We start from the raw sequence: 22339 nt of genomic DNA on the forward strand, positions 1-22339 counted from the left end.
GAAAGTTTTTAGGAGAGGATGCCTGAAAGGCCCGCTCTATGTGCAGCGCAGCACGTTATTGTGCAAGTGCGAAATGAAACCGGTAACATGCATTTTTCGCAATCGACCCTTTCTTTCTGCGGAGAGGGGATGGTACGGTTCCAAGCATCGGTATGTGACGCGATGCACAACCGCCCGCGCCAAAAGAGGGGAGGCCCATGCGCCGTTTGCCACCGCTGACCGCGATTGAAGCCTTCGTCCAGGTCGCCCGCACCGGATCGGTCAAGGCCGCCGCGCAGGAGCTCGCTTTGTCCGCGCCCGCGCTCAGCCGGCGAATCCAGGCGCTCGAACGCTTCATCGGCAAGCCGCTGTTCGAACGCCGCCATCAGGCGGTGGCGCTCAACAGTGACGGCGAACGGCTGTTGCAGCAGATCGCGCCGGTGCTCGACCGGCTGACCGACGCGGTCGAATATATGACCAGCGGCGTCGAGGTGTTGCGCCTGCGGTTGGGCGTGTTGCCGCTGTTCGCGTCGCAACGCATCTTTCCCCACCTTGGCGACCTGCGGGCGCGCTACCCGCAAATCCATCTCGATATCGATACCGCCGGGCACAATATGGCGCGGGTCGGCGACGGGCTCGATGCCGCGATCGCGCTGGCGCGCGACCCCGACCCCAGCCTCTATGCCAAGCGGCTCGACACCAACAATGTCTACGTGATCGGCGCGCGGACGATGCTCGAAGGGCCCGATCCGATCACGCGCCCCGAGCAGATCGAGAAGTTGACCGCGTTGATCCACCGCGACATGCCCGACACGTTCAGCGCTTGGCGCCATGCGGCGGGGCTCGACGAACTCGAGCCGCTGGCGATCGATCATTTCGATTCGGGCGCGCTGATGCTCGAGGCGGCGGCGCAGGGCCTGGGCATCGCCTTCATGCACGAAAGCCATTTCGACGAGGCGCACGACCCGCGGCTGGTCAAATTGTTCGATATCGAAGTGGCCAGTCCGTACAGCTACTGGTTCGTCTGCCGCCCGCGCGCGATGCAGCTGCGCCAGGTCAAATGGTTCCACGACTGGCTGGTCGAGGTGTTGGAAGCGTAGGGCGGAGCGCGGCGCCCCCAGGCGTCTCAGTTCTCAAGCTCCCCTCCCTGCAAGGGAGGGGTTAGGGGGTGGGTGCGCGCGTCTGCGCGCTCAGAAGACTCGTCACCGATAGCCACAACAGCGTCGAGCGAGGCATCGAGCCTCGCTCGACGCTCAACCCACCCCTTGATCCCCTCCCTTGCAGGGAGGGGAGTCGTGAAGTCCTTACGCCGCGCGCGCCTTCAGGATCTTGCCCGGGTTCGCCGGCGGCTCGCCCTTGGGCAGCGCGTCGATATGCTCCATGCCTTCGGTGACTTCGCCCCACACGGTGTACTGACCGTCCAGGAATCGCGCGTCGTCGAAGCAGATGAAGAACTGGCTGTTGGCCGAATTGGGGTCCATCGTCCGCGCCATCGACGCGACGCCGCGGACATGCGGCTCGCGCGAGAATTCGGCCGGCAGGTTCGGCTTGTCCGATCCGTGCATGCCGGTTCCGGTCGGGTCGCCGCCCTGTGCCATGAAGCCGGGGATGACGCGATGGAACACGACGCCGTCGTAAAAGCCTTCATTGGCCAGCTCGGCGATGCGCTCGACATGCTGCGGCGCGAGATCGGGGCGCAGCTTGATGACGACATCGCCGCTATCCAGCGTCAGGGTCAGGTTCTCGGGGGTGTCGGCCATCATTTTGCTCCATGAATCGGGGAATTTGCGCTTGCCCTAAACTGCTCGGTGGGTGCTGGCAAACCGCGCGGAAACCGCGTACGGCCCCCGATATGGATATCCCGGTGCCCGAAAAAAGGTCAGACGATGAGCGAGACCGATCTGGCGCCCGTGGAAGGCGCCACCGAACTCGATGACGTCGCGGATCAGCTGGACGAGGACGACCGGCTGAAACCTGAATTCGTGCGCGCGGTGCTCGACGCGGTCGAGGCTGGCGACAATGACGCAGCGCGCGCGCTGGTCGAGCCGCTCCACCCCGCCGACATTGCCGATCTGTTCGAGCTGGCGCCGCACGAGGATCGCGGACCGCTCGCCAAGGCGCTGACCGACCTGCTCGACGCCGATGTGTTCGCCGAGATGAACGATTATGTCCGCGAGGACCTGATCGACAGTCTCGAGCCGCAGGAAGTCGCGGACATCGCGTCGGAACTCGATACCGACGATGCGGTCGCGATCATCGAGGACATGGAGCCGGCGGATCAGCGCGAAGTGCTCCGTGCGCTCGATCCCGACGACCGTGCCGCGATCGAGGAAGCGCTTTCCTATCCGGAGGAATCGGCCGGCCGCCTGATGCAGCGCGAGCTGATCGCGGTGCCCGAACATTGGACGGTCGGCGACGCCATCGATTATCTGCGCAGCCAGGACGAGCTGACCACCGATTTCTGGGAAATCTTCGTGGTCGATCCCGGACACAAGCCGATCGGCACCTGTTCGCTGTCCTGGATTCTGCGTGCGCCGCGAACGGTCGCGATCGCCGACGTGATGAAGCGCGAACAGACGCTGATCCCGGTCGACATGGACCAGGAAGAAGTCGCGCTGCGTTTCCAGAAATACGCGCTGATCTCCGCCGCGGTGGTCGATCTGACGGGACGGCTGGTCGGCATGATCACGGTCGACGACGTCGTCCACATCATCCAGGAAGAAGCCGGCGAGGATACGCTGCGCCTGGCCGGCGCCGGCGACGGCGACATCAACGAGCCGATCGCGATGACGGTCCGAACCCGGCTGATGTGGTTGCTGATCAACCTGCCAACGGCAATGCTCGCGGCCTGGGTGGTCAGCCTGTTCGACGCGGAGATCGCCAAGTTCGCCGTGCTCTCCGCGCTGATGGGGATCGTCTCGGGAATGGGCGGCAATGCCGGCACCCAGACGCTGGCGGTGGTGGTGCGCGCGATCGCGACCAATCAGCTGACCGATTCGAATACCGGGCGGATGATCTGGCGCGAATTCAGCATCGCCGTGTCGAACGGCGCCGCGCTCGGCGTGCTGATCGGGATCGGCACCTATTTTATCTTCGGGCGGGGCGATCTGGCGACGGTGTTCGGGCTGGCGATCCTGATCAACAATATGGTTGCCGGCCTGGCCGGGGTGTTCGTGCCGGTGACGCTCGACCGCTTCCGGATCGACCCTGCGATCTCGTCGTCGGTGTTCGTGACGATGTTCACCGATTGCATGGGCTTTTTCTCTTTCCTCGGCCTCGCCTTCTTGTGGGGCCTCGGCCGGTAACCCAGATCGTCCGGATGCCGCTTCATCTGACCAAGGTCGCGTTCGGCGTGGCGAGCCTGGAGGCGTTCGTCGCGCGCTGGGCCGCGCGCGAGGGCGATCCGCCTTACGAACTCGGCACGCGCTATCTGCCCAAACGCTGGGAAGAGATTGCCGGCCAGGGATCCTTGTTCTGGATCCTCAAACACCAGTTGGTCGCGCGCTCGCCGATCGTCGGGTTCGGCGAATTGCCGGGCGGCCGCACCGCGATCCGGCTCGATCCCCGCCTGGTGCTGGTCGAAGCGCGCCCCAAACGCGCGCATCAGGGCTGGCGCTACCTTGAAGGCAGCGATGCGCCGCGCGATCTGGGCGCGGGCGGCGAAGGGGTGGCAGACCTGCCGGCCGATATGATCGGCAAGCTGGCCGAGCTGGGACTGCTCTGACCTGCCACTGGGGCCGGGTCCGACCGATGTTGGTAGGCAGCGGCTGCTCAACCCGTTCGACGGGCGCGGTTGGTCTTGCCAATTGCGGACGCTCGCCACGGCGTGCGATACGAAGACATGAAGCCGACGCGACGATCAGTCTTAGGTGGCCTCGCGGCGACCAGCTTGGCTGTCACGGCACGATCAACTCATGCTGATCAGGCGTCACTTGATCTCTCTCGTCTTACGCCAGAACAGCGAGCCAAATATGAGGCGATGCAAGCTCGGACGATGGCAGCCCTCAAATATGAACGGATCACGGTTCCTGGCGCTGGCGCGCTTCTCGAATGGGAAAAACTCAAACGCGCGGGACGCGGCTGGCCAGTTATAATCGGAGGCAAGGACGATCTAGAGCGCATTGAAGACCAATTCACGATGGCGGACCCCAATGTGTCCGGGCTTCCTGGCATGGAATTACGTTCACCAAAGGACATTCTCACTGCGGCATCTAAGCTGAGTTTTCCACGCGATCTCAGGAATTGGGCGGGGGCATATCAGGCGGGGGATCTCAGAGCGCCAGAAGGTGATTGGCCGGGAAATGTCGGCGTGGATCCTCGCGGCCCGAGTGTTGCGACCGACATCATGACGGGCAAGTTGCTTGAGCACGTGCACATTCTTCTAATCCCAACGACACACGGATGGGAGGTTCCCGCCTATTTGCGATGGGGCGATTGGAATGCATGCCCTCCACCCGAATATCACGTCGCCGCTTTGCGGGCGTGGCACAGCGATTTTGGCGCCGAACTGGTTGGAATGAACGGCGACACCATTAATCTGCGTGCGGCCAATCGACCGAAAACCCGCGCGAATGCGATGAAGCTTGCAAGGGAGCAGTATGGCTATTGCCCCGATATCGTAGATCAAGGCGTCGGGACAATCTCTGCTCTCGCTGCCACGCTCATGGCGTCGGAATGGTGGTATCTCTGGTGGGATTAAACACAGCCGCTAGACGTGTGCTTATCCCGATAAGGAGACCGTCGGCAAATCACCGGTGATGGATTCGAAGCTGGGATGGCGCTTTACCCGCTTCGTCACGGCTGGGGGTCGACGCCGCACTCGATCGGACCGACCGATTGGCCGCGGACGGTGCATTTTGGTTTGCCGGTGACCGCGATCAGGCCGAGCCCTTTGTTGGTGAGGTCGGCGAGATAACGTGCGCTTGCCCGCGTTTCGCCAGCACCCTCAAGCGTGACGACGATCTCGCCCGCGTCGAGCGCCGTCGCGGCGATCGAGCCGCCGCCATTGGTCGAGAACCGCGCCCGGGCGGTGCGTCCGGCAAGCGCGACATTGCCGTTGCCGATCACGGTGACCACGACGTCGTCGGCATCGACGCCGCGCGCGTCGATCACCCCTGCACCGGTGACCTGGAGATCGAGCCTGGTCGTTCGGAGCGTACCGGTCAGCGCCAGTCTGGCGCCGCCGACCACGGCCGCGCCACGCACCGCCGGCGTGCGCAAAGTGATCACCGGTGGCGGGCCGCTCGCCTTGCCGCGCTCGCCCCAGCCCTGGCTACCCTTGCGGACGGTCAGCGTGTCGCCGTTGACCGAGATGTCGAGATCGCCGAGCGCCCGGTCGTCGCCCGATGCGCTGGCGGCGGCGCCACCGGTGCCGACCTCTACTTGTACCGAATAGGGGCCATCCACCCGCACGCGGTCGAAATTGGTGACGACATAGCTGCGGTCGGCGGCATGCGCCGGCGCGGCGAACGCGATCAGGGCGAGAATGAAGGGGCGGCGGAGCATATCTGCGAGCATCGCACCGCCCCGCCGCTCAATGCAAGCTGCGTTAAGCTCTTGCAGCCGGGTGCCGCGACCGGTTCAGCATCGCCGAACCGAAAACTCAGCTGCAGCTGACGTCGCCCGATCCCATTTTCGACGTGGTGCATTTGGCGCCACCGGTCAGGGTGACGTCGCCCGATCCCATCACATTGACGTTCGCCGGACCGTTGACCGCCGCGGTGACCCCGCCCGAGCCCATGACGTTGACGCTGGCCTGGCCGAGCGACAATTTGGGTGCGGTGATGTCGCCCGATCCGGTGACCGAGAAGGACCCGGTCTTCGCGCTGCCGGCGGTGCCGACGCTGCCCGATCCGGTGACCGACAAAGCGACAGCCTGGACGCTGAGCGATCCGATATTGAGGTCGCCCGATCCCGTCGCGCTGGCCTGAAACTTCTCGCCATCGACATGGTCGACCGCCATGTCCCCCGATCCGGTGGTGCTGGCGGCGGTCATGCGCGGCATGGTGATGTAGATCTTGGCGCCCCTGCGCTCGCCACCCCAGCTGAAGCTGCGCTCCTTGCGGCGCACCTTCAGCGTGTCGCCTTCCTTCACGATCTCGAGCTTGTCGAGGATCTTGGGATCGCCCTCGGCACGGACCGAGAAGTTCGACCCGACGCGGACATCGACATCGTCCGGCCCGGCGGCGTCGACCCCGGTGAAGCCGTCGACGGCGAAGGTGCGGTTGCCGCCGGTGCCGCTGGGTGGCGTGCCTTCCGACCTGGCCGTGCCCGAACAGGCGGCGAGGGGAAGCAAGGCGAGCAGCATGTAGCGGTTCATGAGATCCTCCATTGTGTGTTGCGTGTGTAACACACCACCGGCGGGCCCGCAACGAAAAAGGGCGGCCCCGCAGGGCCGCCCCTTTTTATCAACGACTTGGTTCGGCGTTAAGCCGGAACCTTGTCCTTGTTGTGGATCGCCGCGGCCTTGCGCAGGATGTCGAGGATCTTCTCCAGCGCACCCTTTTCGTCGGTCTCTTCCATCGCCGCGAGTTCGCGGGCGAGGCGGGACGCGGCAGCCTCGAAGATCTGACGTTCCGAATAGCTCTGCTCGGGCTGGTCTTCGGCACGGAACAGGTCGCGGACCACTTCGGCGATCGACACCAGGTCGCCCGAATTGATCTTCGCTTCATATTCCTGTGCGCGGCGCGACCACATGGTGCGCTTGACCTTGGGCTTGCCCTTGAGCGTGTCGAGCGCTTCGCGGAGCGTCTTGTCCGAGGACAGCTTGCGCATGCCTACGCTTTCGGCCTTGTTGGTCGGCACACGGAGCGTCATGCGCTCCTTCTCGAACCGGAGCACGTAAAGCTCCAGCGTCATGCCGGCGATTTCCTGCTTCAGAAGTTCAACGACACGGCCAACACCGTGCTTGGGGTAAACAACGTAATCACCGACGTCGAAGGACAGCGCCTTGGCAGCCATGTAACTTCAACCTTTCACTTGGAATGTCGCCCGAATAAACGCACGACGCCCGGACATGGCGCCGGCAGGGCTTGATTGGATGTGTGTGTCTCCACACGAGAGACTCGGAAAGGGGCTCTCGTCCTGACCTATTTAACACACTCGTAATAAAATTACCACCCCGACGTCGTTTTCATACGACGGAGGCCCGACCTAAAATGGGTACGGCCCCGTCCCATTGCTGGGCGGGGCCGATATGATCTCGATTGATTGGCTTGTGAGTTTCAGTCGCCCTGGCCGGGTTCGGGCGAGAAATACTTGTCGTATTTACCTTCTTCGCCCTTGTGCTCGTCGGCATCGGCCGGGGTCTGGTCGTTCTTGCGCGTGACGTTGGGCCATTGGCTGCTGAACGTGTTGTTGAGTTCGAGCCACTTTTCCAGGCCGCTCTCGGTGTCGGGCAGGATCGCTTCGGCCGGGCATTCCGGCTCGCAAACGCCGCAGTCGATGCATTCGCTGGGATTGATGACGAGCATGTTCTCGCCTTCGTAGAAACAGTCGACCGGACACACCTCGACGCAGTCCATATACTTGCAGCGGATGCAGGCGTCGGTCACGACGTAGGTCATTTCTGGCTCCCCAGGAGTACGATTTGGGCCGTGCTATGCGCGTGTTCCGCGCCCGTCAATCAATCGTGGCTTTCTGCGAGACGTTTTCAACTTGTCGGATCGCTGCCGGCCTGGAGGTCTTGGTAGCAACGCTGCGCCTCTGAAGGCGGGCCGCGGCGGATCGGCAGCACCTCGATCCGGATGGTCCGCACCTCGCCGCGATGCGTGACGAAGGTCAGGATGTTGCCGATGCGGACCGGCGCCGCGGCGCGGTCGATCGGGCGACCGTCGATCCGCATATGCCCCTGTTCGGCGAGCGCCTGGGCGAACGGGCGCGTCTTCACGATCCGCGCGAACCACAGGAAACGGTCGAGCCGCATCGTTTGATCGGCCGACCTGTCAGCCATCGAGCATGCCGGCGAGCGCGGCGAAGGCGTTGTCGCGCGGCGGCGGCTTGCGCTTGGCGTTGGGCGTCAGGCCCTGCCACATCCAGCGCGGCTTGCCGTCATCGCCCGGCCGCGCGGCCCGAAAGCCGAGCTGCGCCATCAGCCGTGCGAGCGTCTCCGGCTGCAAGCCCATCGACGTCGCCAACGCGGTGTCGAGCGGGAACGGCGCGCGCCCCTTGCGGGCATCGTGCGCGGCGCGCGCGATCCGTTCGACCAGATCGACCCGTACCGCTTGCTGACCGAGCGGACGGAAGCCGAAGGGCAGGTCCGCGCCCTGGGCGTTACGCGGCAGCACCGTCGCGCCTTCGCGCGCGCCCTCGCCGAGGCGCATCAATATCTGCCGCCAGCGCGCCGGGCCGGGCTTGAGCAAGGCAGGCGCGAACAGATCGAGCGTACCGATCGTCACGCCCATCCTGTGCAATTTCTTGCGTGCGGCCGGGTCGAGCGCCTCGATCTGCGCGCCTATCGCGCGGCGCGGCAACAATCCGCCAGCGTCGAGCAGCGCGCCCGCTACCGCGCGAAGCGGCGCACCGGCGGCGGCATCGCGCAGGCAGGCGTCGAGCGCGCCGAATACCGGCAAATGACGCGCCAGCTGATCGGCGACCCAGCGGTCGATCCGCGCTTGCGCCGCTTTGCGCAGCGCCGGGTCAAGCGTCTCGACCGCGCGATCCAGGAGGACGCGCGGCTGGGCGAGATTCGTCCCCGGGACGAGATTGGCGACGTGCACGCCACGCCAGACGATCTCGATATCGCCGCTTCCCCGGCGAAGGCCGGGGCCCAGTCGCAACGCATTTTCGGATGGCGCTACGCCCTTGCCACTTTGTTCGGTGGAACTGGGCCCCGGCCTTCGCCGGGGAGGCGTCGGGCGTCTGCTGTCGACGGCTTCGTCGATCGAAATAGAGAAGGCGTCGTCACTCGATTCCGCCAATTCGCGGCCACGTTTCGCCAGCTCGGCGCCGAGCCTTTTCTCCACCGCCGCGAGCAACAGCCTCTTGTCGGCATGCCGCGCGTCGGCGGCGACGGTGAAGCGGAACCCCTCGAGCGTGCCGATCGCATGATCCTCGACCAGCACCTCGCCTTCCTCGCCGATCACCACCGGCAGCGCCCCGGCATCCTTGCCGATCTGGCGCAGCAACGCGGTCGTGCGCTTGTCGACGAAGCGCTGGGTCAGGGATGCGTGCAGCGCGTCGGACAGGCGCTCCTCGACCGCCGCCGTGCGCGCCGCCCAATGCGCCGGGTCGGCCAGCCAGTCTCCGCGATGCGCGATATAGGCCCAGGTGCGGATCGCCGCGATGCGTCCGGCGATCGTCTCGACATCACCGGTGACGTCGTCGAGCCGCGCGACCTGATCGGCGAACCAGGGCGCGGCGATATGGCCATTGCCGGTGCTCAAATAGTCGTAGAGACGCGCGACCAACCGGGCGTGCGGATCGACCCCCAGCTTGCGAAAATCGGGCACGCCGCAGGCCGCCCATAATCGTGCGACTTGGCTTGGCGATCGCGCGCGATCGCGGACCGTATCGTCCTCGGTCAGCCGCTTGAGCACCGCGAGGTCGGTCGCGACGGGCGCGGCGCGCAAGACGCGATTGTCCGGCTTGGCCTCCAGGCTGGCGATCAGCGCGTCGACCGAGCTGCAATCGGGTTCGCCGTCGCGCCAATAGAGGAAGTCGAGTTTGGGGAAGTGGTGATGCTCGATCGCGTGGATTTCCTCGGGCGTGAACGCGCCCGGGCCATCGGCGGTCAGCGCGCCGAACGTGCCATCGCGCTGATGCCGCCCGGCGCGCCCGGCGATCTGGGCCATCTCGCTCACCGTCAGCCGGCGCTGACGATGGCCGTCGAACTTGGTCAGGCTGGCAAAGGCGACATGGTTGACGTCCATGTTGAGCCCCATGCCGATCGCGTCGGTCGCGACCAGGTAATCGACCTCGCCGGCCTGGAACATCGCGACCTGGGCGTTGCGGGTGCGCGGGGACAGCGCGCCCATCACCACCGCGGCGCCGCCGTGCAGGCGGCGGATCATCTCGGCGACAGCATAGACTTCGTCGGCACTGAACGCGACGACCACCGATCTCTTGGGCAGTCGCGACAGCTTGCGCGCGCCGGCATAGGACAGGGTCGAGAAACGCGGGCGATTGACGATCTCGGCGTCGGGCACCAGAGCCTTGACCATCGGCCGCAGCGTCTCGGACCCCAGGATCATCGTCTCCTCGCGCCCGCGAGCGCGCAACAACCGATCGGTAAAGATATGGCCGCGTTCGGGATCGGCGCCCAGCTGCGCCTCGTCGAGCGCGACGAACGCCAGGTCTCTTTGAAGCGGCATGCTCTCGGCGGTGCACAGGAACCAGCGCGCATCGGGCGGAACGATGCGCTCCTCGCCGGTGATCAGCGCGACCTGCTTGGCGCCCTTCAACTTGACGACGCGGTCATAGACTTCGCGCGCGAGGAGCCGCAGCGGGAAGCCGATCATCCCGCTCGAATGCCCGCACATTCGCTCGATCGCGAGATGCGTCTTGCCGGTGTTGGTGGGCCCGAGCACCGCGGTGACCGGGAACGAGAAGGCACGCATGACCGCCTATAGATCGGCGCCCCGGGCAGCCGACGCAAGCGCGAGTTGACTGAGCGATGATAGTCGCGCCCGTTTGAAAACTCGCGGTAGAGCGAGTTTTAAGCCGGCACCGCGAAATGCGCCCGCGGCGCATTTTCAAACAGACTCTTGCGAGTCCGTAAGTAATCGCCCCTAAGGCAAGGTACCGCAGCCAAAAGTTCTCGTATTCGCCGATACTTGAAATAGTTCCGCGGCAAATGGGATTTATCCCTCGCGCTGCACGGCTTGCCGCACGGATTGGCGCTCAACAGGGCGGTTAAATTGACTTTAACATCCCATCGGCAGAGTGATTCGACAGCGCCGGGGGTGGATCGGCGATTACGTAACGGGGTCGTTTCGTCGTGTTTCTGCGCAGTGAGCATTATGAGCAATCGGGTGGCGCCGCCCCCAGCTCGTCCGGCAATGCGCTCGTCCTCACCACCGACCTCTCTTTCGCCGACCGCCTGCGCGCGACCATGGCGCAGATCGACTGGACGCCCGATCTCGGCGCGCGGATCGGATCGCGCGACTGGTTCCGCGGGCTTGCCACTTGCAGCGCGCTGATCGGCGCGTGCTGGGCACTGTCGCCGGGTATCGGCCAACCGCTGGTCGCCGCATCCGCTTTGCCGCTCAAGGGCAAGGCATGGGAAAATGCCCGTGCGCAATCGATCGCGCCGCTCGCTTTCGGTGCCGATACCGGTCAGCGCATGGCGGCGACCGATCTGGTGCGGCCGCTTGCCGAAACTCCCGACCGCCCGACCCAGGCCTTTGCCTCGGCGATGAGCGATGGCGACAGCCTGGCGGCGGTGCTGCGCCGCGCGGGCGCCGCCAAGACCGATATCGCGCGCGTGAACGATCTCGTCGCCGGCGCGCTGCCGCTCGATCAAATCCGTCCGGGAACGCGGTTCGAAGGCGTGCTTGGCCGCCGCGCGAAAAAGAGCGATCCGCGTCCGCTCGAGCAATTGAGTTTCCAGCCGGCGTTCGATTTCCGCCTGACGATCAAGCGTACCGCCACCGGCCTGACGATGGATCGCCAGGCGATCGCGGTCGACGACACGCCGCTGCGCATCCAGGGCCTCGCCGGATCGAGCTTGTACAAGTCGATGCGTGCCGCCGGCGTGCCCTCGACCGTCGCCGCCGATTACATCAAGGCGATCGCGACGCGCATCTCGATCGGCGGCGATGTCGCGTCGGACGATACCTGGGACGTCATGCTGTCGCAGCGCCGCGCCGCGACCGGCGAAGTCGAACTCGGCAAGATCCTGTTCGCGGGGCTCGATATGGGCCGCCGCAAAGTCCAGCTGGTCAAGTGGAGCCGCAACCAGGACGAGGATGACGACGGCGGCAACAGCCATGGCGATTGGTACGACGCCAGCGGCCAGACCGAGCGCCAAGGCTTCATGGGCCTGCCCGTCGCCGGCCGGATCAGCTCGTCATTCGGCATGCGGATGCATCCGATCCTCGGCTATTACCGGATGCACAAGGGCATCGACATCGCCTGCGCTTATGGGTCGCCGGTCTATGCGGTCTTCGACGGCATCGTGAATTGGGCCGGCTATAAGGGCGGCTATGGCAGCTTCGTGGGCATTCAGGCGCAGGGTGGCGGGGTCGGCACCGGTTATGGCCATTTGAGCCGGGTGCTGGTGCGCAACGGCCAGCATGTGCAGCGCGGCCAGATCGTCGCCTATTCGGGCAATTCGGGCCTGTCGACCGGACCGCATCTGCATTTCGAAGTGTATCGCAGCGGCCAGGTGGTCAATCCGCGCGGCTTCTCTTTCTCGAGCGTCGCGGCGCTGACCGGCGCTGCGTTGCGCGCGTTCAAGTCGCACGTGTCGGAACTGCTGTCGGTCCATCCGGGCACGGCGCGCAAATCTTCCTGACCAGCATAGCTGGCAGCTCCTCGATCAAGATCCACTCGCGGTGGCAGACGCAATCTTGGAAGCCGGAGAGCGAGGAGGGTTCCATGCCGTCACCCCAGCGAAAGAGCGCCGGGTTGAGCATGCCCCGCATGCTCAAGGATCGTCCGGGGGACGATCCGACCCGGCGCCGGTCTCAAGCCTATCGCGCCTCCGCCTGAGACCCCAGCTTTCGCTGGGGTGACGGTAAAAAAACGCAACACCGACGCTACGCACTTGCTAACTAAGGGCGCCGACGCCGGCCCGGCCCTCGCTGGGGAGGTGCGCTACGCTGCTATCGGCAATCGACTTCGCGGCCTGCCCGGTCAGCGTCCCTGCGAACGCCAGCGGCGGATGGTGCGGCCGATGATCTGATCCTCGCCGCCGGTCTCGCGCCACAAGTCGGAGAATATCGGATCGTCCGAGGCCGGGCGCTTGTTGTTCTCCAGCCCGTCGAACGCGACGCGGATCGGGATGGCGACGCCTTCGCCGCAGATGATGCACTCGCGGTTGCGCAAAGCCGGGATCGCGTCGAGGAAGCCGCGCGCGCCTTCCGGCATCGCCGCGCGGACGAAGGCCTGGTCGCGATCGTTGTTCAGGCGCATCGAGATGATCGTGCCGCATTGCGACAGCACGCCTTCCGCCAGATCCGACGGACGCTGCGTGATCAGGCCGAGGCTGACGCCATATTTGCGGCCTTCCTTGGCGATGCGGCTGAGGATCTTGCCGACCGACGATCCGTCGGCGTTGCGCTCGTTGGGAATGTAGCGGTGCGCTTCCTCGCAGACGAGCAGGATCGGGCGCCGCGCCTCGTTGCGCGACCAGATCGCGAAGTCGAACACCATGCGCGATAGTACCGCGACCACCACCGAGGTGATTTCGCTCGGCACGCCCGACACGTCGATGATAGAGATTGGCTTGCCGTCGCCGGGCAGACGGAACACGCGGCTGATGAAATCCTGCATCGTGTCGGCGACGAGCATTCCCGAGAACATGAAGCTGTAGCGCGGATCGGCCTTGATCTCGTCGATCTTGGTCTTGAGCCGCAGATAGGGCGCGGTGTCGCCGGCGCGGTCCATCTTGCCCATTTCGAGCTGGATCAGGTTGGTCAGGTCGCTCAGCAGATACGGCACCGGAGCGTCGACCGTCAGCTTGCTGATCTCTTGGCCGAGCCGTCCCTTCGCGCGCGCGGCGAGCAGGCATTTGGCCAGGATGTCGGCGTCGATCTGACGTTCGGAGTTGGACGTCGTCAGGAACACTTCGCAATGTTCCTCAAAATTCATCAGCCAGTACGGCATCTGCAGGTTCGACACGTCGTAGATCGCGCCGGTGGTCTGGAACGCCGCCGAATATTCGCCGTGCGGGTCGACCATCACGATATGACCCTGCGGCGCGAGCTCGCAGATCTTGTGCAGGATCAGCGCGGCGCTGGTCGACTTACCGGTACCGGTCGATCCGAGCAGCGCGAAATGCTTGCCGAGCATCGCGTCGACATAGAGCGAGGCGCGAATGTCCTTGGTCGGATAGACTGTGCCGATCTCGACGTTGGCGCGATCGTCGGCGGCGTAGATCTGCTTGAGGTCGGCGGTCGATACCGGAAACACCGCCGCGCCCGGAGAGGGATAGCGCGTGACGCCGCGGCGGAACTTGTAGAGCTTGCCGGTCAGCCGCTCCTCGTCGCCTTCGCCGAGAAAGTCGATCTGCGCCAAAATGCCCGCCTCGACCAGGCGCAGCGAGCGGATGTTGGCAATCATCCAGCAGGCGCCGACGCGGACCTTGACCTGCGCGCCGACCGAGCCCGCCGATGCCAGCACCGGATCGGGGTTGCCGGCGTAGCTGGCGATGGCATCGGAATCCAACAGCACCTGGCCGCCCGAACCGGCGATTTCGATCAATCCGCCGATCTCGTTGCCGAGGTTCGGAGCGGGGGTCGGCGCGGCGGCCTCATCGGTCGCCGTCCGCGCGAACGCGCTACCGCCCAGCATTTCGGTCATCGCAATCCCCTGGTCACTTAGCGGGCCGCTATGACAGGTCAGGAGTAAATATTGGGTTTGCTATCGTTCACAAAGGAGGGTGGGAGTGCTGGCCTCGGTCGACCTGTCACGTCATGCCGGACTCGTTCCGGCATCCGACGTGCCGGCAAGCGAGAAGCAAGAGGCGCGAATGCTTCCCGTACCGCACGTTGGATCCCGGCACGAGGCCGGGGTGACGGCGGGAGATATCAAACCCGACGGGCGATATACCCCGCGCCCCAGCCGAACAGCACCGACAGCGCCACCGCGACCAGCCCGTAGGCGATCGAACTGCGCTGAGCCGACCGCGCGACGAATCGCTCGAACCCCGATTTGCGGATGTCGATGTCTCTGGTCGCCACCGCCAGCACGTGCCGGTCGCGGATCAGGAAGGTTTCGGCGGTGAAACGGCCGACCGGCACGCGCGCAGGAATGTTGACGCGGGCACGGTACAGCACGCCGTCGCTGATCTCGACCGCATTGGGCTGCTCGTAATAGAGGCCGGACCGTCGCTTGAGGTCGACCAGTCCGCGCGCGAAGCGATCCTGCTCGTCCTGCGCCGCGCTCGACGCGGGCGATAATTGCAGGCTGTCGAGCCCGAGCTCGTAGATCGCGCGTGTTCGGCCATCGACCACCTGATCGATCGGGCGCGACGATACCATGCCGTAGAAACTGGGCGCCGAGCGATAGCGCAGCCGCGACGCGTTGACCCAGATGCCGGCGATCTTTTCCTTTTCGCGCACCAGGATCGACTGAGTCGGGCCCTTGACCACCACGACGATGTCGGTCGGCGCATCGTCGTCGGGCAATCGCCCGCCCGGATAGAGGATCGCACCGAACAGCAGCAGGTCCGCACCGGTGAACGAATAGGCGATCTCGATCTGACGCTGCGAGACGTCGGGAACCAGCACCGGCTTCGACGCCGGTTTGGCCTGTCCCATCAGCAACGGCGCGACGGCCAGCGCGACGGCGCCGCGGACCTTCAAGACAGCTCTACCGAATAGATTTCGTCCGGCCGCCAGCCGAGGCCGATCGCGATGCGCAAGCCGACCAGCAGCACGAGCACGGCAAGCGCGAGGCGGAGATATTCGGGCTTTACCCGCGCCGCGAAGCGCGCGCCGAGTTGCGCGCCGGTCACCGACCCGATCAGCAGCAGCACCGCGAGGACGATATCGACGGCCTTGGTCGTCGTGGCATGGACCATCGTCGCCCAGGCGGTGACGAACAGGGTCTGGAACAGGCTGGTGCCGACGACAACCTGAGTCGCCATGCCGAGCAGATAGATCATCGCCGGGACCAGGATGAAGCCGCCGCCGACGCCGAGCAGGATGGTGAGGATGCCGACGCCGAAGCCGAGCAGCAACGGCGCGAGCGGCGAGATGTAGAGTCCCGAGCGATAGAAACGCATCCGCAGCGGCAGCGCGGCGACCAAAGGATGGTGACGCCGCTTGCGCGCGGGCGGCGGCGCCCCGCCGCGCGCGGCGAGGATATATTGGATCGATTCCCTCGCCATGGTCGATCCGATCCAGCCGAGCATCAGTACGTAGATGACGGCGATGACGGTATCGATCTGCCCGGTGCGCTGGAGAATGCGGAAGATCCACGCGCCGACGCCCGACCCGACGAACCCGCCCGCGACCATTAGGCCGCCCATCTGGAAATCGACCCCGCGCCGCTGCAGGTGTGCGAATACGCCGGAGACGCTCGCCCCGGTCACCTGGCTCGCCGATGAGGCCGCGGCGACGGTCGGCGGGATGCCGTAAATGATCAGCAACGGCGTCGTCAGGAACCCGCCGCCGACCCCGAACATCCCCGACAACAGCCCGACGAAGAGCCCGAGCGCGACGATCACCAGCCCGTTGACCGACATGTTGGCGATGGGGAGATAGAGATCCACAGGGGCACGTTAGACGCTGCTTGTGGCGGGTGGAAGGCGGTTGGCGGTGGAGCAAGGCATCCCGGGCCGGGGGCGTCACGGCGGGCGCGGACAAATTGCTCCTGCCGGGTCCGATGCTGCCTGCAGCGACCCGATGACGATCCGCATGCGGACGGCAGCTTTCGGAATTGCCGTCGATCGGCCGAGGGCTGGGCGGCCGGCCAATCTTGTCCTTGTCATTCGCTTCGGTCGGGCGCCAGATGTCGCGGATGCGCGCTAACGACTTGGTCGCCGGCTTATGCGTTGCCGGCCTGATGCTTCCGGAAGGTGTGGCCTATGCGGGCATCGCCGGATTGGCGCCGCAGCATGCGATCTTCGCGGGGATCGCCGGATGCCTGGCCTATGCGGCCGCGGGGCGAAGCCGCTTTGCCATCGTTTCCGCGACCTCGTCTTCGGCCGCGATACTAGCAGCGACGCTGGCGGCCCTGCCGGTGTCGGGCGCGGATCGCGCCGCGCTTGCCGCGATCGTCGTGGGGATGGCGGGGGTGCTGTTCCTCGCCGCCGCCGCCGCCCGGCTGGGCGGGTTGACCGGCTTTATTTCCCGCCCGGTATTGCGCGGTTTCGCCCTTGGCATCGCCGTCACCATCATTCTCCATCAATTGCCGATCATAACCGGCGTCGCCCTCCCTGCGTCCGGCATTTTCGCTTTCTGCCTGGCGTTGGTCAGGTCCGCTCCAGCCTGGCATATCGCGAGTATCGCGACGGGTGTGGCGGCGTTCGTCCTCCTCGTGGCGCTGCGCCGCTATCCCGCAATTCCTGGTGCCTTTATCGTGCTCGTTGCCGGAATAGCGGTGGCGCGCTGGCTAGGCCTCCAGGACCATGGGGTCGCGGTGGTCGGTGCGGTCGATACCGCCCTGGCATGGCCGTCGCTGCCGCGATTGGGGTGGGGCGACTATTCCCGACTGGCGCAATTCACGCTTCCGCTCGTGCTGATCCTGTTCGCCGAGTCCTGGGGCACCATCCGGACGATGGCGCTGCGCCATGACGACGCGGTCGACGCCAATCGCGAACTTGCCGCCCTCGGCATCGCGAACCTCGTCAGCGCACTTGTCCAGGGCATGCCGGTCGGGGCCGGCTTTTCGGCCGGTTCGGCGAGCGAGGCGGCGGGTTCGACCAGCCGGATGACGGGGGTAATCGCCGCGATAGGGCTCATCCTCCTCATCCTGTTCGCGATGCCGCTGATCGCCATGCTGCCCGAGCCCGTCCTGGCGGCGGTAGTGATCGCAGCCCTGATCCACGCGCTGGACCCGGCCCCGATCCTTCGCCTTTGGCGGCTCGATCGCGATCAATTCGTCGCCTTGGGGGCGGCGGGTGGCGTGCTGGTGCTCGGCGTGCTCAACGGCATGTTGCTGGCCATCGCCCTGTCGCTTGCGGCATTGATTCAGCGCCTGTCGACGCCCCGGGTCGCTCGGCTCGGTCGGCTCGAAGGAAGCCGTGATTATGTCGATGTCGCCCGCCATGCCGACGCTATCGCGCCGCCGCGCATAGCGATCTGGCGCCCTACTGCGCCGCTCTTCTTCGCCAATGCGGACCGCATGTTCGGTCTCGTCGTAGCGGGCACGCGCGCCGATCCCGCGATCCGCGCCGTAGTGCTCAGCCTCGAGGAAAGCTATGATCTCGACAGCACCGCGCTCGATGCATTGATCGAATTCGACGACGAGATGGCGCGCATCGGCCTTCGCGTGCAACTGGCCAGATTGCACGATCGCGCGCGCGACCTCATCGTGGCGGCCGGTAAAATCGACCTGGGCCAGCGCAGCAGCTACAGCGTCGATGACGCCATTTGCGCCGTGGAAGCGGCGATGTCCGGACAGGAGATCAAGGCGTGAGAGAGGATTTCGCACCAGCGCTGCATCCCGTGGAGATCGCGGCACTGCGGCCGACGCAGATGACGGTCGGATTGCGCGAGGTGCAGCGCAAACGCGCGGACTGGCGCAAGCGCGCCGAACGCGATGGCCCCGATTTCCTTGGCAGCCATATGATCCCGGTGATCCTGGGGCCAAAGTCCGTGCCCTATGTGATCGATCACCATCATCTCGCGCGGGCACTGCATGAAGAAGGGGTCAGCCACGTCTTGGTCAGCGTCGTCGCCGACCTCCACACTTTGAAGAAGACCGCCTTTTGGACCTTCATGGACAATCGCAATTGGCTGCATCCGTTCGACGCCGAGGGCGTCCGTCAGCCGCTCGACAAATTGCCGAAACGGATTGGCGCGATGAAGGACGATCCCTATCGCTCGCTGGCCGGCGAGGTCCGGCGATCAGGCGGTTACGCCAAGGATAGCACGCCCTATTCCGAATTCCTCTGGGCGGATTTTCTGCGCCGGCGCATCAGCAAGAAGCTTGTCGAGAACGACTTCGAGCGGGCGGTCGACAAGGGTCTGGAGCTGGCCGGGCAACAAGCGGCGTCGTATCTTTCCGGATGGTGCGGGCGTTCCGACGACACGAATCGTTGAAGCATCACGGACTTCGGAACATGACCGCTTCCGACCAACGGCGGACTTTCACTTCGCGCTAGGCGGCACGCATTTCAGTTTAATGCCTTGCTCTACCCAAGGACGGGCAAACGCGGCAGCGCGTGCTCTCGCAGCCTCCAAATCAAGTGGACGATCTTCCGTGGCCGCCAGCTTTTCCTCTTCGAAGGTGTAAGCCTGCTGGCAATAATCTGCCGCAGCTAAACCCGGCTCCTCGTGCGGGAAGTTCCCGGCCGCGATCTCATAAGAGATGCGGATCAGGCACTCTTGCGTTCTGGCTTTTTGCCCACGCAGTTTTGGAGCCCAATACCCATTCGACGCCGGGTAATAGCAATTTTTGCCGGGCGCGCGCTGTGCAAGCGGCGCAGCAATGCTAGCGGAGGCGCAAATGCACCCAAAGCCGAATACTGAGCGCACTTTCCCATTCATGACGGCAGTTTGGCGGGAAGAGGTTACCGTGCCCTGAACGGCAGCTAGTCACCGAATAGCCGTCATCTGGGCAAGGGTCGAGCAAACGGCGGCTATCAGGATCAACGCTTGGCGCCGTGAACGGCGACGTTTGGTACCTACCCGGCACTCCCGGAAACATTAGCCGACCTGACGAGCCGGCAATCGCGGTGCCCACACGAAATAACGCCACTTCGCCCTCCGCCGCACTGACAGGCCTTTTTCTCGCACACTGCGATGCCGGCCGAATCAAGCTGGGCGACCGTCATCCGTTCGCAACCGAAACGACGCGAAATTGGCATCATGCGGAGGCACAGGCGCCTCGTTCTGCACTGCAGCAACGTCACATCAAAAGGGGCCGCCGTGATCCGTTCGACTACCAGCCTGTTCGCGCTTGCCGGCGCGCTGTTTTGCGCCAATGCGGCGTTCGCCCAGACCGCTGTGGCGGACGCGAATGCTACCCAACCGGACGATACGCAGGCCGGCGCCGCACAGCCCGACACTGCCCAACCCGACGACGCCTCGACGATCGTGATCACCGGCCGCTCGACGCGCTCATCGACCGAGCTTCCCGGCACCGAAATGCAGAAGATCCTGCCTGGCGTCTCTCCGCTCAAGGCGATCCAGACCTTGCCCGGCGTGCTCTACATCACTGCCGATCCCTGGGGCTATAACGAGCAGAACGCGCAGATCTTCATCCACGGCTTCGCCGCCAACCAGCTCGGCTACACCATGGACGGCATACCGCTGGGCGACCAGAGCTATGGCAATTATAACGGCCTCTCTCCGCAGCGCGCGGTGATTTCGGAGAATGTCGGCCGCGTCGTCGTGTCGACCGGCGCCGGCGATCTCGCCACCGCGTCGAACAGCAATCTCGGTGGCACGGTTGAAACCTATTCCTCGGCGCCGCTCGACAAATTCGGCATCCAGGCGGCGCAGACCTTCGGCAGCTATGGCACCTCGCGCACCTTCGTCCGGATCGACACCGGCGCGTTCGGCGTCGACGGCAACACCTCCGCCTACCTCTCGGCGGCGCGCCAGCACGCTCGCGCCTGGGATTTCAACGGCATCCAGGGCGGCTGGCAGGCGAACGGCAAGTTCGTCAACGACGGCAAGGCCGGCAAGCTGACGCTCTATTTCGACTATAACGACATGACGCAGCCGAACGAGGATGCGACGACCTTCTTCAAGCCGTCCGTCGGCGGCGCGCCGGCGACGCCGGTGCAGCTCTATACGCCCTATACCAAGCCGTTCTTCTATCCCGACCTGGCGACCTATCGCACGTCCTACCTCAATGCACTGGGCAATTCGCCGGCGGCGCAGGGCGGCAATTACCGCAATTATTATTCGGACGCGCAGCGCACCGACTATCTCCTCTACATGCGCTACGACGCGCATCTGTCGGAGCGTGTCACCTGGTCGACCACCGGCTATTTCCATCACAATGACGGCGTCGGCGTCGTTGCCGGTCCGCTCGGCCAGTCGATCACTACCGCGCAGCCCTATCTCGATCCGGCTTATGCCAGCCTTCCGGCCAATTGCCGCTTCGGCGGTAATGCCAATGGCGTGCGCCCCACAGCCTGCACCGCGCTGACCGATGCTCAGGCGGCCGCAGCCGGCGCCGCGCTGGTCGCGGCGACCGGCGGTTCGGGGCTGATCACGCGCACCACCGAATATCGTATCGACCGCGGCGGCATCATCTCCGCGCTCAATCTCAAGCTGGGCAATCACAAGATCGAGTTCGGCGGCTGGTTCGAACGCAACAGCACGACGCAATATCGCCGCTGGTACGCGGTCGACATCACCAATCCGGACGCGAGCACGCCCTATATCCGCCCGCTCGACGCCAAATCGCCCTTGTTCACCCAATATCAGGGCGAGGCGCGGATCAACGAACTCCAGCTCCATCTGCAGGACAGCTGGCAAGTCACCGACAAGCTGCTGGTCAACGCCGGATTCAAGACCAGCGCGCAATGGGCCAATGGCTGGTTCCCGGTCCAGCCCAAGGCGGGGTCGCTATCGGGCCTGGCCGGCGGGCTGCCCCAGGGCAGGATCGACACCAAGAACTGGTTCCTGCCGGCGATCGGCGCGAGCTACAATTTCAACGGCCACGATCAGCTCTATTTCAACGTCCAGAAGAATTTGCGCCAATATCAGGCCTATCTGGCTGGCGGCGGAGGCCCCTGGTTCACCGGCAGCCAGGCCGCGTTCGACGCCTTTGCCAACCAAGGCAAGCCCGAGAGCAGCTGGATCTATGAAGGCGGCCTGCGCACCAGCCGCGGGTTCGGCAACGGCATCGGGTTCGACGCGCAGGTCAATTATTATCACGTCGTGTTCAACAACCGCCTGCTGGCGATCTCGACCAATCCGGGCGGCATCGCCGGCAGCGGCATCACCGGCGGCACCTCGATCCTGGTCAATGTCGGCGACGTCCATACCGACGGCGTCGACGCCGCCTTCACGTTCCGGGTCGGGCGGACCTTCTCGCTCTACAATGCGACGTCGTACAACCTCTCCAAGTACCAGAGCGACTATAGTTCGACCGCGACAGGGATCGGCGCCGCGACGGGGACGTGCATCGGCGGGTATATCGTGACCGCCGGCGTCGTACCGACTTGCGGCAAGCAACTGCCCGGTACGCCCAAGTGGATGAACAAGACCGTCGTCACTTTGTCGGGCGGCCCGTTCGAGGCGCAGGTGATCGCCGATTTCGTCGGCCGCCGCTTCGCCACCTTCACCAACGACACCAGCGTGCCGTCCTACTTCCTGACCTCGCTGCGCCTCGCCGCGAAATTGCCGGAGAATATCCTGCCGCTGCGCAAATTGGAGGTGTCGCTCAACGTCACAAACCTGACCGACCGCAAGGGCGTGTCGAGCCTGTCGATCGGGTCGGCGACGAACAGCTATTCGGCCTATCCAATCGCGCCGCGGCAATGGTTCCTGACGCTGTCGGCGGCCTATTGAGGCGGCGCCAAAGCCGGGTCAGGGCGGGGCTTTCGTTAACGGAGCTCCGCCCGACCACC

General features: G+C 65.0%; 19 protein-coding genes. 8 read left to right on the plus strand and 11 right to left on the minus strand.

Annotated features, from left to right (window positions below):
• Positions 1–197 precede the first annotated feature (197 nt).
• On the plus strand, positions 198–1079 hold the full coding sequence (locus SPR01S_RS01890; RefSeq protein WP_066584150.1) for a LysR substrate-binding domain-containing protein: 882 nt from the start codon (positions 198–200) through the stop codon (positions 1077–1079).
• A 204-nt stretch (positions 1080–1283) separates the two neighbouring features.
• Here SPR01S_RS01890 and SPR01S_RS01895 read toward each other — a convergent pair whose 3' ends face one another.
• Entirely contained in the window at positions 1284–1739 is a 456-nt protein-coding gene (locus tag SPR01S_RS01895) for a peptidylprolyl isomerase (protein WP_066584361.1), read from the minus strand.
• A gap of 126 nt (positions 1740–1865) precedes the next feature.
• On the opposite strand from SPR01S_RS01895, the gene mgtE reads away from it, so the two are divergent.
• From mgtE to SPR01S_RS21090, 3 genes are all read left to right on the plus strand, one after another.
• Entirely contained in the window at positions 1866–3284 is a 1419-nt protein-coding gene (mgtE, locus tag SPR01S_RS01900; RefSeq protein ID WP_066584152.1) for a magnesium transporter, read from the plus strand.
• 14 nt (positions 3285–3298) lie between these two features.
• Entirely contained in the window at positions 3299–3703 is a 405-nt protein-coding gene (locus SPR01S_RS01905; RefSeq protein ID WP_066584154.1) for a DUF1489 family protein, read from the plus strand.
• 270 nt (positions 3704–3973) lie between these two features.
• Entirely contained in the window at positions 3974–4678 is a 705-nt protein-coding gene (locus tag SPR01S_RS21090; protein WP_169803348.1) for a DUF4253 domain-containing protein, read from the plus strand.
• 95 nt (positions 4679–4773) lie between these two features.
• Here the strand turns inward: SPR01S_RS21090 and SPR01S_RS01915 are convergent, their stop codons facing one another.
• From SPR01S_RS01915 to SPR01S_RS01940, 6 genes are all read right to left on the minus strand, one after another.
• Positions 4774–5496 (minus strand): GIN domain-containing protein, encoded by a 723-nt coding sequence (locus tag SPR01S_RS01915; protein ID WP_066584158.1) that lies wholly within the window; start codon positions 5494–5496, stop codon positions 4774–4776.
• Between the two features lie 85 nt (positions 5497–5581).
• The gene (locus SPR01S_RS01920) at positions 5582–6298 is read right to left on the minus strand and encodes a head GIN domain-containing protein (protein WP_066584165.1); all 717 of its coding nucleotides are present in this window, start codon (positions 6296–6298) and stop codon (positions 5582–5584) included.
• Positions 6299–6405: 107 nt separating this feature from the next.
• Positions 6406–6939, minus strand: a complete 534-nt coding sequence (locus SPR01S_RS01925) for a CarD family transcriptional regulator (protein ID WP_066584167.1) — start codon at positions 6937–6939, stop codon at positions 6406–6408.
• 263 nt (positions 6940–7202) lie between these two features.
• Positions 7203–7544: a ferredoxin FdxA gene (gene fdxA / locus SPR01S_RS01930; RefSeq protein ID WP_066584169.1), complete on the minus strand. Its 342-nt coding sequence runs from the start codon at positions 7542–7544 to the stop codon at positions 7203–7205.
• Positions 7545–7630: 86 nt separating this feature from the next.
• The gene (locus SPR01S_RS01935; protein ID WP_066584171.1) at positions 7631–7930 is read right to left on the minus strand and encodes an RNA-binding S4 domain-containing protein; all 300 of its coding nucleotides are present in this window, start codon (positions 7928–7930) and stop codon (positions 7631–7633) included.
• Positions 7923–10535, minus strand: coding sequence for a helicase-related protein (locus SPR01S_RS01940; RefSeq protein ID WP_066584175.1), 2613 nt, complete (start codon positions 10533–10535; stop codon positions 7923–7925). The genes SPR01S_RS01935 and SPR01S_RS01940 overlap by 8 nt, the downstream gene beginning before the upstream one ends.
• 380 nt (positions 10536–10915) lie before the next feature.
• Between SPR01S_RS01940 and SPR01S_RS01945 the strand changes: the two genes are divergently transcribed.
• Entirely contained in the window at positions 10916–12433 is a 1518-nt protein-coding gene (locus SPR01S_RS01945) for a M23 family metallopeptidase (protein WP_066584177.1), read from the plus strand.
• Positions 12434–12774: 341 nt separating this feature from the next.
• On the opposite strand, the gene SPR01S_RS01950 is transcribed toward SPR01S_RS01945, so the two are convergent.
• The 3 genes from SPR01S_RS01950 to SPR01S_RS01960 form a co-directional block, all read right to left on the minus strand.
• On the minus strand, positions 12775–14442 hold the full coding sequence (locus SPR01S_RS01950) for an ATP-binding protein (RefSeq protein WP_066584179.1): 1668 nt from the start codon (positions 14440–14442) through the stop codon (positions 12775–12777).
• 227 nt (positions 14443–14669) lie between these two features.
• Positions 14670–15401, minus strand: coding sequence for a TIGR02186 family protein (locus SPR01S_RS01955; protein ID WP_066584362.1), 732 nt, complete (start codon positions 15399–15401; stop codon positions 14670–14672).
• Between the two features lie 41 nt (positions 15402–15442).
• Positions 15443–16357, minus strand: a complete 915-nt coding sequence (locus SPR01S_RS01960) for a sulfite exporter TauE/SafE family protein (RefSeq protein ID WP_066584180.1) — start codon at positions 16355–16357, stop codon at positions 15443–15445.
• A 248-nt stretch (positions 16358–16605) separates the two neighbouring features.
• Between SPR01S_RS01960 and SPR01S_RS01965 the strand changes: the two genes are divergently transcribed.
• Both SPR01S_RS01965 and SPR01S_RS01970 read left to right on the plus strand, forming a co-directional pair.
• Positions 16606–18225 carry a SulP family inorganic anion transporter gene (locus SPR01S_RS01965; RefSeq protein WP_218016687.1) on the plus strand — a complete coding sequence of 540 codons (1620 nt, stop codon included), beginning with the start codon at positions 16606–16608 and terminating at the stop codon, positions 18223–18225.
• The gene (locus tag SPR01S_RS01970; RefSeq protein ID WP_066584183.1) at positions 18222–18851 is read left to right on the plus strand and encodes a ParB-like protein; all 630 of its coding nucleotides are present in this window, start codon (positions 18222–18224) and stop codon (positions 18849–18851) included. Before SPR01S_RS01965 ends, SPR01S_RS01970 begins: the two co-directional genes overlap by 4 nt.
• Positions 18852–18899: 48 nt before the next feature.
• On the opposite strand, the gene SPR01S_RS21405 is transcribed toward SPR01S_RS01970, so the two are convergent.
• A complete protein-coding gene (locus SPR01S_RS21405) occupies positions 18900–19286 on the minus strand; it encodes a hypothetical protein (RefSeq protein ID WP_157081862.1) in 387 nt (128 codons plus the stop codon).
• A 393-nt stretch (positions 19287–19679) separates the two neighbouring features.
• Between SPR01S_RS21405 and SPR01S_RS01975 the strand changes: the two genes are divergently transcribed.
• A complete protein-coding gene (locus tag SPR01S_RS01975) occupies positions 19680–22280 on the plus strand; it encodes a TonB-dependent receptor (protein ID WP_066584185.1) in 2601 nt (866 codons plus the stop codon).
• The last annotated feature ends 59 nt before the right edge of the window (positions 22281–22339 follow it).

It is taken from the genome of Sphingomonas pruni NBRC 15498 (assembly GCF_001598455.1).
GTDB classification, from domain to species: domain Bacteria; phylum Pseudomonadota; class Alphaproteobacteria; order Sphingomonadales; family Sphingomonadaceae; genus Sphingomonas; species Sphingomonas pruni.

Excerpts from the sequence above, each read along its gene's own strand:
- SPR01S_RS01890 (WP_066584150.1), top strand. The coding sequence starts at position 198 with ATGCGCCGTTTGCCACCGCTGACCGCGATTGAAGCCTTCGTCCAGGTC.
- SPR01S_RS01895 (WP_066584361.1), bottom strand. The coding sequence starts at position 1,739 with ATGGCCGACACCCCCGAGAACCTGACCCTGACGCTGGATAGCGGCGAT.
- mgtE (WP_066584152.1), top strand. The coding sequence starts at position 1,866 with ATGAGCGAGACCGATCTGGCGCCCGTGGAAGGCGCCACCGAACTCGAT.
- SPR01S_RS01905 (WP_066584154.1), top strand. The coding sequence starts at position 3,299 with ATGCCGCTTCATCTGACCAAGGTCGCGTTCGGCGTGGCGAGCCTGGAG.
- SPR01S_RS21090 (WP_169803348.1), top strand. The coding sequence starts at position 3,974 with ATGGCAGCCCTCAAATATGAACGGATCACGGTTCCTGGCGCTGGCGCG.
- SPR01S_RS01915 (WP_066584158.1), bottom strand. The coding sequence starts at position 5,496 with ATGCTCGCAGATATGCTCCGCCGCCCCTTCATTCTCGCCCTGATCGCG.
- SPR01S_RS01920 (WP_066584165.1), bottom strand. The coding sequence starts at position 6,298 with ATGAACCGCTACATGCTGCTCGCCTTGCTTCCCCTCGCCGCCTGTTCG.
- SPR01S_RS01925 (WP_066584167.1), bottom strand. The coding sequence starts at position 6,939 with ATGGCTGCCAAGGCGCTGTCCTTCGACGTCGGTGATTACGTTGTTTAC.
- fdxA (WP_066584169.1), bottom strand. The coding sequence starts at position 7,544 with ATGACCTACGTCGTGACCGACGCCTGCATCCGCTGCAAGTATATGGAC.
- SPR01S_RS01935 (WP_066584171.1), bottom strand. The coding sequence starts at position 7,930 with ATGGCTGACAGGTCGGCCGATCAAACGATGCGGCTCGACCGTTTCCTG.
- SPR01S_RS01940 (WP_066584175.1), bottom strand. The coding sequence starts at position 10,535 with ATGCGTGCCTTCTCGTTCCCGGTCACCGCGGTGCTCGGGCCCACCAAC.
- SPR01S_RS01950 (WP_066584179.1), bottom strand. The coding sequence starts at position 14,442 with ATGACCGAAATGCTGGGCGGTAGCGCGTTCGCGCGGACGGCGACCGAT.
- SPR01S_RS01955 (WP_066584362.1), bottom strand. The coding sequence starts at position 15,401 with ATGGGACAGGCCAAACCGGCGTCGAAGCCGGTGCTGGTTCCCGACGTC.
- SPR01S_RS01965 (WP_218016687.1), top strand. The coding sequence starts at position 16,606 with ATGCGCGCTAACGACTTGGTCGCCGGCTTATGCGTTGCCGGCCTGATG.